Genomic DNA, 6944 nt, shown 5'->3' with positions numbered 1-6944 from the left:
GAGCGGGCCGCCGGAGGCCGCCGCGGCGAGCCCGACGACCAGGCCGACCACCGGGCCGGCGAGCACGGCCGGGCCGAGCAGCGCCGGCCAGGCCGGCGGGGTCCACTCGTCGGCGTCCGGACGGAGCAGCCGGCGGGCGAGCAGCCAGCCCGCCGTCATGCCGGCCAGCACCGGCACCGCCAGCAGCGCCGCGCCGAGCCCGTCGACCGGGCCGCTGGGCAGCCCGGCGAGCAGGGGTACGGCCGGTAGCGACCCGACGGAGACCTCGCTGAGCCGGACCGCCGTGCCGGTGCCGACGGCGAACCCGGGGCCGAGCAGGTAGGCCACCGACCAGACGGTGGCGTTCGGCGCGTAGGCGAGGCTGACCAGGGTGATCCCGGCCTGCCCGGCGACCCCGGTCCGGTAGGCCCCGATCAGGTCGGCGGCGTCTCCCCCGCCGGTCGCCACCGCCAGGCCCGCCGCGCTCGCCCCGGCGGCGAGCAGCAGCAGAGCGGCGACCAGGCCGGTGCGGACGCCGTCGCGCAGCACGGGTGGCGCGCGGTCGGCGAGCAGGCGGGTGACGGCGGTGGTGCGGGCCGCCCCGACCAGGGCGGCCAGCGTGCCGAACAGCAGCAGGGTCAGCCCGGACCGGACCGGGGACACCCGCAGGCCGGCGCTGTCGACCAGCAGCGCGGCCAGGACACCGAACACCGCGTACCCGGTGCCGACCGCGAGGGCGACGGTGGCCGCCTGCCGGGGTGACCGGCCGCCGCGCGCGCCGACCGCGCGGCTGGCGTGCACCCCGGCCCGACTTAGCCGCCAGAAGGCGAACGCGCAGAGCGTCAGCGGGACGAGGCCGAGCCGGCCGGCGGTGGTCTCCAGCGGCACGCCGTGCCCGAGCAGCCAGCCGGCGAGCCCGGCGCGCAGCGCACCGACCAGCGAGCCGGCGTCCTCGCTGAGCTGGGCCAACCCGAGCACCACCGCCACCGGCAGGTACGAGGTGACGGCCGCGCCGGCCGCGGCCACCCCGGCAGCGACGGGCAGCGGCGCCCGGGAGCGCCCGGACTGCTCCGGCCGGCGGGGTGCGGGCACCCGGGCACCGCCGGCACGGCCGGGCGGCCTGCCGGTGCGGGCACCGCTGGGACGGCGGGGCTGATCAGGGGTGGTCGAGGACATCGGCTCTACTCTGGCATGCCGCGCCGGTGGTGGCTGCCCGTCGGGGCCACCCGGTGGCGGCGAGTTCCGTGATCCACCGCCGTGCGGCCCCGATCCGGTTTAGCCTCGGCGCAGGGACGCGACCGAAGTCGCGGCACCGATCGCCCGGAGGAAGCCGTGAACGCTCCGTACCCACCGCCACCGGCCGCGGCCGGGCGGGACCGCACCACGCTCTGGGGGGTGCTCGGCATCGTCCTCGGCCTGATCTGCTGCGGCATCCTGGGCATCGTCTTCGGCTACCTGTCGATCCGCGACGCCAAGCGGTACGGCCAGTCGCCGGTCCTCGGCTACCTGGCCATCGCGTTCGGCGTGATCAACATCATCGGCACGGCGATCTGGCGGGCCAGCGGGACCTATCCGCTGTGGAACAACTGAGGGGGCCGACCGTCTCCGGTCGACCCCCTGCGTCGGTACGTCGTCAGCCCGGGTGCGGGCCACCGGCTCAGCGGCCGGACATCAGCTCCCGCATCAGCTTGGCGGTCTCGGTCGGGGTCTTGCCGACCTTGACGCCGACCGCTTCCAGCGCCTGCTGCTTGGCCTCGGCGGTGCCCGCCGAGCCGGAGATGATCGCGCCGGCGTGCCCCATGGTCTTGCCGGGGGGCGCGGTGAAGCCGGCGATGTAACCGACCACCGGCTTGGTGACGTTGTCCTTGATGAACTCGGCGGCCCGCTCCTCGGCGTCGCCGCCGATCTCGCCGATCATCACGATCGCGTCGGTGTCCGGGTCGGCCTCGAACGCGGCGAGCGCGTCGATGTGGGTGGTCCCGATGATCGGGTCACCGCCGATGCCGACACAGGTGGAGAAGCCGATGTCGCGCAGCTCGTACATCATCTGGTAGGTCAGCGTGCCGCTCTTGCTGACCAGGCCGATCCGGCCGGAGCCGGTGATGTCGGCCGGGATGATGCCGGCGTTGGACGCGCCCGGCGAGGCGATGCCGGGGCAGTTGGGCCCGATGATCCTGGTCTGCTCGCCCTTGGCCACGTTGTACGCCCAGAACGAGGCGGTGTCGTGCACCGGCACGCCCTCGGTGATGACCACGGCGAGCGGGATCCCAGCGTCGATCGCCTCGACCACCGCGCCCTTGGTGAACTGCGGCGGGACGAAGATCACCGTGACGTCCGCCCCGGTCTCCCGCATCGCGTCCGCGACGGAGGCGAACACCGGCAGTTCGGTGCCGTCGAAGTCGACGGTGGTGCCGGCCTTGCGCGGGTTCACCCCGCCGACGACGTTGGTGCCGGCGGCGAGCATCCGCCGGGTGTGCTTGGAACCCTCGGAGCCGGTCATCCCCTGCACGATGACCTTGGATTCCTTGGTCAGCCAGATCGCCATCGTCAGACCCCCGCAGCTGCCAGCTCGGCGGCCCGCTCGGCCGCGCCGTCCATGGTGTCGACCCGCTGTACCAGCGGGTTCCCGGCGCCGTCGAGGATCGCCCGACCGGCCTCCGCGTTGTTGCCGTCGAGCCGGACCACGAGCGGCTTGGTGACCTTCTCGCCGCGCTCCTCCAGCAGGGCCAACGCCTGGATGATGCCGTTGGCGACCTCGTCGCAGGCGGTGATGCCGCCGAAGACGTTGACGAAGACGCTGCGCACCGACGGGTCGGAGAGCACGATCTCCAGGCCGTTGGCCATCACCGCGGCGCTCGCGCCGCCGCCGATGTCGAGGAAGTTGGCGGGCTTGACGTTGCCGTGCCGCTCGCCCGCGTAGGCCACCACGTCGAGGGTGGACATGACCAGACCCGCGCCGTTGCCGATGATGCCGACCTCGCCGTCGAGCTTGACGTAGTTGAGGTCCTTCTCCTTGGCGGCCTGCTCCAGCGGGTCCACCGCGGCCTGGTCGACCAGGGCCTCGTGGTCCGGGTGCCGGAAGCCGGCGTTCTCGTCCAGGGTGACCTTGGCGTCGAGCAGCAGCAGCGTGCCGTCGCCCGTCTTGGCCAGCGGGTTCACCTCGACCAGGGTGGCGTCCTCGGCGACGAACGCCTTCCACAGCCCCACCGCGACCGCCACGACCTGGTCGGCGACCTCGGCCGGGAACCCGGCCGCGTCGACGATCTCCCGGGCCTTCGCCTCGTCCACGCCCTTGACGGCGTCGATCGGGGCCTTGACCACCTTGTCGGGGGTCTCGGCGGCGACCTGCTCGATGTCCATGCCGCCGGCCACGCTGGCGATGCAGAGGAAGGTGCGGTTCGCCCGGTCGAGCAGGTAGGAGAAGTAGTACTCCTCGGCCACGTCCGCGGTCACGGTGATCATGACCTTGTGGACGGTGTGCCCCTTGATGTCCATGCCGAGGATGTCGGTGGCCCTGGCCACCGTCTCGTCGGTGCCCTCGGCCAGTTTGACGCCGCCGGCCTTGCCTCGGCCGCCGACCTTCACCTGCGCCTTGACGACCACCCGGCCGCCGAGGCGTTCGGCGATCGCGCGGGCCTCCTCCGGGGTCGTGGCGACGCCGCCGGCGAGCACGGGCAAGCCGTGCCGCTCGAACAGGTCCCGCCCCTGGTACTCGTACAGGTCCACGATTGCGCGTCCCGTCCCGTCTCCGCGGCGCGCCGTCGCGCCGCCGCCAGCGTTGTGGAAACTCCGTTGACGCCTGTCATCAGTTGAAACAGGCCATTGGCCGCAGCCTAGCGAGGTGGGCACCGGCGGCAACCGAGCGGGTGCGCGGTGTGCGGTAATGCACAGCGCGCCGTCGGCGACTCGCCGGTGGCACAGATCGGTCCACAGGTTGTCCCACGTAACGCGTAACCCCACCGTACGGGCGTCGTTGAGTCTGATGTCGGAGCGCTGATCAGCGCGAAGACGGGAGCGGCCGATGCCCTGTCGGTCGAGGGGTGGCGGCGGGGCATCGTGCATATAAGGGCCGGGCGTGTGAGGGGTGCGTCCGGCCCTTCACCCTGCCCGGATTCGAAAAGCCCTCCCGCCTGATGCCACCCCGGCCGCCGTCGGGGTCACGGCACGACGAAACGGCGGCGGCCGGAAACCGGCCCACCACCGTCGGCGTACGGACGGGTGCGGCGCACCCGGGGGTCGTCAGGCGACCGGCTGGGCCACGTTGGCGCGGACCCACTCGACGATCGACTGGGTGGTCGCGCCCGGCGTGAAGATCTTCTTGACGCCGATCTCCACCAGCTCGGGAATGTCGGCGTCGGGGATGATGCCGCCGCCGAAGACGACCACGTCCCGCGCGTCCCGCTCGGCGAGCAGCTCCAGCACCCGGCGGAAGAGCGTCATGTGCGCGCCGGAGAGCACCGCGAGGCCGACCGCGTCGGCGTCCTCCTGGATGGCGGTCTCGACGATCTGCTCCGGGGTCTGGTGCAGGCCGGTGTAGATGACCTCCATACCCGCGTCACGCAGGGCACGCGCCACCACCTTGGCACCCCGGTCGTGGCCGTCGAGGCCCGGCTTCGCGACGACTACCCGGATACGAGAGTTCATCAGCGCACACCCTTCACGGCTCCGCGGCTACCAGCTGAACGAACGGTAACCCGGCCCACCGGGTGTGGAGAACCCGGGCCGGACCCCTACCGTCCCGGCCCGCCCCCAGGAAGCCGGACGCCTCCGCCGATCGGTCACTGTGCGCGACGAACGGGCAGGAAGAGGGACAGCCGTCCGGCGTCTGGAGCTATGACAATGATGGACGGAAAGGGGCAGAACGAATCGCCGATCCGGGGGCCACGCTTGTGACCGGAGCGGCGGAGGGCTAACGTGTCCACGGTTGTCATCAGGTCCACGGACGGGTGATGACGCGATCAACGATCGTCGGGGCGGCTGCACCGATCGGTCGGAGGTTGCATCGGATCCCCGACAACGGAGGGTGTGCGTGCGCCAGCGCCTGTCGTCTGAGCCCGATAGATATCGCGGCCGTCGCCGTGTACCCACCCCCCCACGGAGCCGCTACGCGGCGGTCGTGACCACCGCCTTCGTCGGTGCCGGGATCGTCGCGCTCGGCGCGGGGGCGATGCCGGACGCCAAGAGCGTCAGCCCGTCGGTCCTCGACGAGCTGCGGCAGGCCTCGATCACCAGCCAGGACGCCGCCGCCCGCGCCGACGCCGCCGACCGGGCCACCCGCAACGACGCCCGGGACAGCCAGCCGGGCGTCAGCGAGCAGGACCCGTGGCTGCTGCCCATGCAGGGCTACGACTTCAACTCCCCGTACGGCATGCGCTGGGGCAAGCTGCACACCGGCATCGACCTGGTCGCGCCCGAGGGCACCCCCTACGTGGCCATCCACTCCGGGACGGTCACCAAGGCCGGCTGGTTCGGCGGCTACGGCTACGCGGTGATCGTGCAGCACGCCGACGGCAGCGAGGCCATCTACGGCCACTCCTCGGCGGTGAGCGTGCACGAGGGCCAGCAGGTGAAGGCGGGTGACCAGCTCGGGCTGGTCGGCAACACCGGCCACTCCTACGGCGCGCACCTGCACCTGGAGGTCCATGTCAAGGGCCAGCCCCTCGACCCGGTGCCGTGGCTCCAGGAGCGCGGAGTGGACATCAAGCTGCAAGTGGAGGCGTACTACACCGAAGCAGCCGCTTCCTGACGCTCGGTAACGCCTGTTCACCGCCCGGATCTACGGATCCGGGCGGTTTCGTTTGTGGCCAAGTCTGCTGCGTCACACTCCGCAGTGTGACCGAGGGCACGTCAGGGTCCTCCCGCGCAACAGGTCAGACGCCACCCCGGCGGGACATAGCCGGGCAGGGCGCCGGGGCATCCGGGTTACCGGCTGGTACCCCTACCCGGCCCGGCGCACTTCGACACCCAGGATGGTCCGGGTCCGAAACCCCCTGAGTAGTTGAAGGTCCACCGTGCTGGAAGACAACAACCGCCCGGACGACGGCACCACCCGCGACCAGAAGTCCACCCGCACCGGCCCCGGAGCCCGGATCTCCGCCGTCGTGGTCCGGCACCGACGGCGTCACCCGCGGGGCGTACGCACCCTGGCCGTCGGCGTCGCCGCGCTGGTCGGCCTCGGCCTGACCGGGGTCGCCACGGTCACCACCCTCGACCGGGACGACGCCACGGAACCGGCGGCCGTCGCGCTCGACGCCCGGGAGCGGGCCGAGGCCGCCGCCCGCGCCGACCGGTCCGCCCGCGAGTCGGCCGCCCCGGCCAGCCCCACCGCCGGGCCGACCCCCACCACCGCCAGCCCCACCCCGACGGCCACGGCGACCCGCAAGGCCACCGCGAAACCGAAGGTCGCCGCGAAACCGAAGGCCACCGCCAGGAAGGCGACCACGCCGAAGCCGAAGCCGTCCTGGGTGATCCCGATGGCCGGAGCGCAGGTCACCTCCTGCTACGGGCAGCGCTGGGGCACCCTGCACGCCGGCATCGACTTCGCCCTGCCGGCCGGCACCCCGATCCGCGCCGCCGCCGCCGGCACGGTCGTCAAGGCCGGCGACGTCGGCGACGGCTACGGCATCTCGGTCTTCATCGACCACGGCAACGGCTACCTGACCCACTACGCCCACCAGAGCAGCGTGAAGGTCGCCGTCGGTGACCGGGTCGGCGTCGGCGAGGTGATCGGCTACGAGGGCTCCACCGGCGACTCCACCGGCCCCCACCTGCACTTCGAGGTGCACCAGGGGCAGATGTGGAACCAGATCGACCCGGCGCCGTTCCTGCGCGCCCGGGGCATCGACGTGGCCTGCTGAGCCGTACCGCCGACGGGGCCCGCCCCGCCCCCCCCCCGCCCCGGCCCCGCGGCGGCGCCCCACAGCGGTTGGTGGGGGGGGGGGCCGCCCCCCCCCCCCCAGGGGGGG

Annotated in this window: 7 protein-coding genes; 3 read left to right on the top strand and 4 right to left on the bottom strand. The window is 73.0% G+C overall.

Annotation, left to right across the window (positions count from 1 at the left end):
- Positions 1-1155: DUF6350 family protein (locus ACOJTC_RS26795; RefSeq protein ID WP_420118961.1), on the bottom strand; the 1155-nt coding region annotated here is incomplete at its 3' end.
- Between the two features lie 156 nt (positions 1156-1311).
- Between ACOJTC_RS26795 and ACOJTC_RS26790 the strand changes: the two genes are divergently transcribed.
- The gene (locus tag ACOJTC_RS26790) at positions 1312-1569 is read left to right on the top strand and encodes a hypothetical protein (RefSeq protein WP_145921668.1); all 258 of its coding nucleotides are present in this window, start codon (positions 1312-1314) and stop codon (positions 1567-1569) included.
- Between the two features lie 67 nt (positions 1570-1636).
- Here ACOJTC_RS26790 and sucD read toward each other — a convergent pair whose 3' ends face one another.
- The 3 genes from sucD to ACOJTC_RS26775 all read right to left on the bottom strand — a co-directional run bounded on the left by sucD (position 1637) and on the right by ACOJTC_RS26775 (position 4623).
- The gene (gene sucD, locus ACOJTC_RS26785) at positions 1637-2524 is read right to left on the bottom strand and encodes a succinate--CoA ligase subunit alpha (protein WP_420118960.1); all 888 of its coding nucleotides are present in this window, start codon (positions 2522-2524) and stop codon (positions 1637-1639) included.
- 2 nt (positions 2525-2526) lie between these two features.
- Positions 2527-3705 (bottom strand): ADP-forming succinate--CoA ligase subunit beta, encoded by a 1179-nt coding sequence (sucC, locus tag ACOJTC_RS26780; protein ID WP_420118959.1) that lies wholly within the window; start codon positions 3703-3705, stop codon positions 2527-2529.
- Positions 3706-4218: 513 nt separating this feature from the next.
- Complete coding sequence (locus ACOJTC_RS26775) at positions 4219-4623, bottom strand: cobalamin B12-binding domain-containing protein (protein WP_420118958.1); 405 nt, start codon at positions 4621-4623, stop codon at positions 4219-4221.
- 385 nt (positions 4624-5008) lie between these two features.
- On the opposite strand from ACOJTC_RS26775, the gene ACOJTC_RS26770 reads away from it, so the two are divergent.
- Both ACOJTC_RS26770 and ACOJTC_RS26765 read left to right on the top strand, forming a co-directional pair.
- Positions 5009-5725: a M23 family metallopeptidase gene (locus ACOJTC_RS26770; protein WP_204924940.1), complete on the top strand. Its 717-nt coding sequence runs from the start codon at positions 5009-5011 to the stop codon at positions 5723-5725.
- 355 nt (positions 5726-6080) lie between these two features.
- Positions 6081-6836, top strand: a complete 756-nt coding sequence (locus tag ACOJTC_RS26765) for a M23 family metallopeptidase (protein WP_420118962.1) — start codon at positions 6081-6083, stop codon at positions 6834-6836.
- Positions 6837-6944: the final 108 nt, after the last annotated feature.

It is taken from the genome of Micromonospora sp. (assembly GCF_048594385.1).
GTDB classification, from domain to species: Bacteria; Actinomycetota; Actinomycetes; order Mycobacteriales; family Micromonosporaceae; genus Micromonospora; species Micromonospora wenchangensis.
The sequence above is the reverse complement of the archived record's forward strand: the minus strand, read 5'-3'. Positions and strand labels throughout refer to the sequence as shown.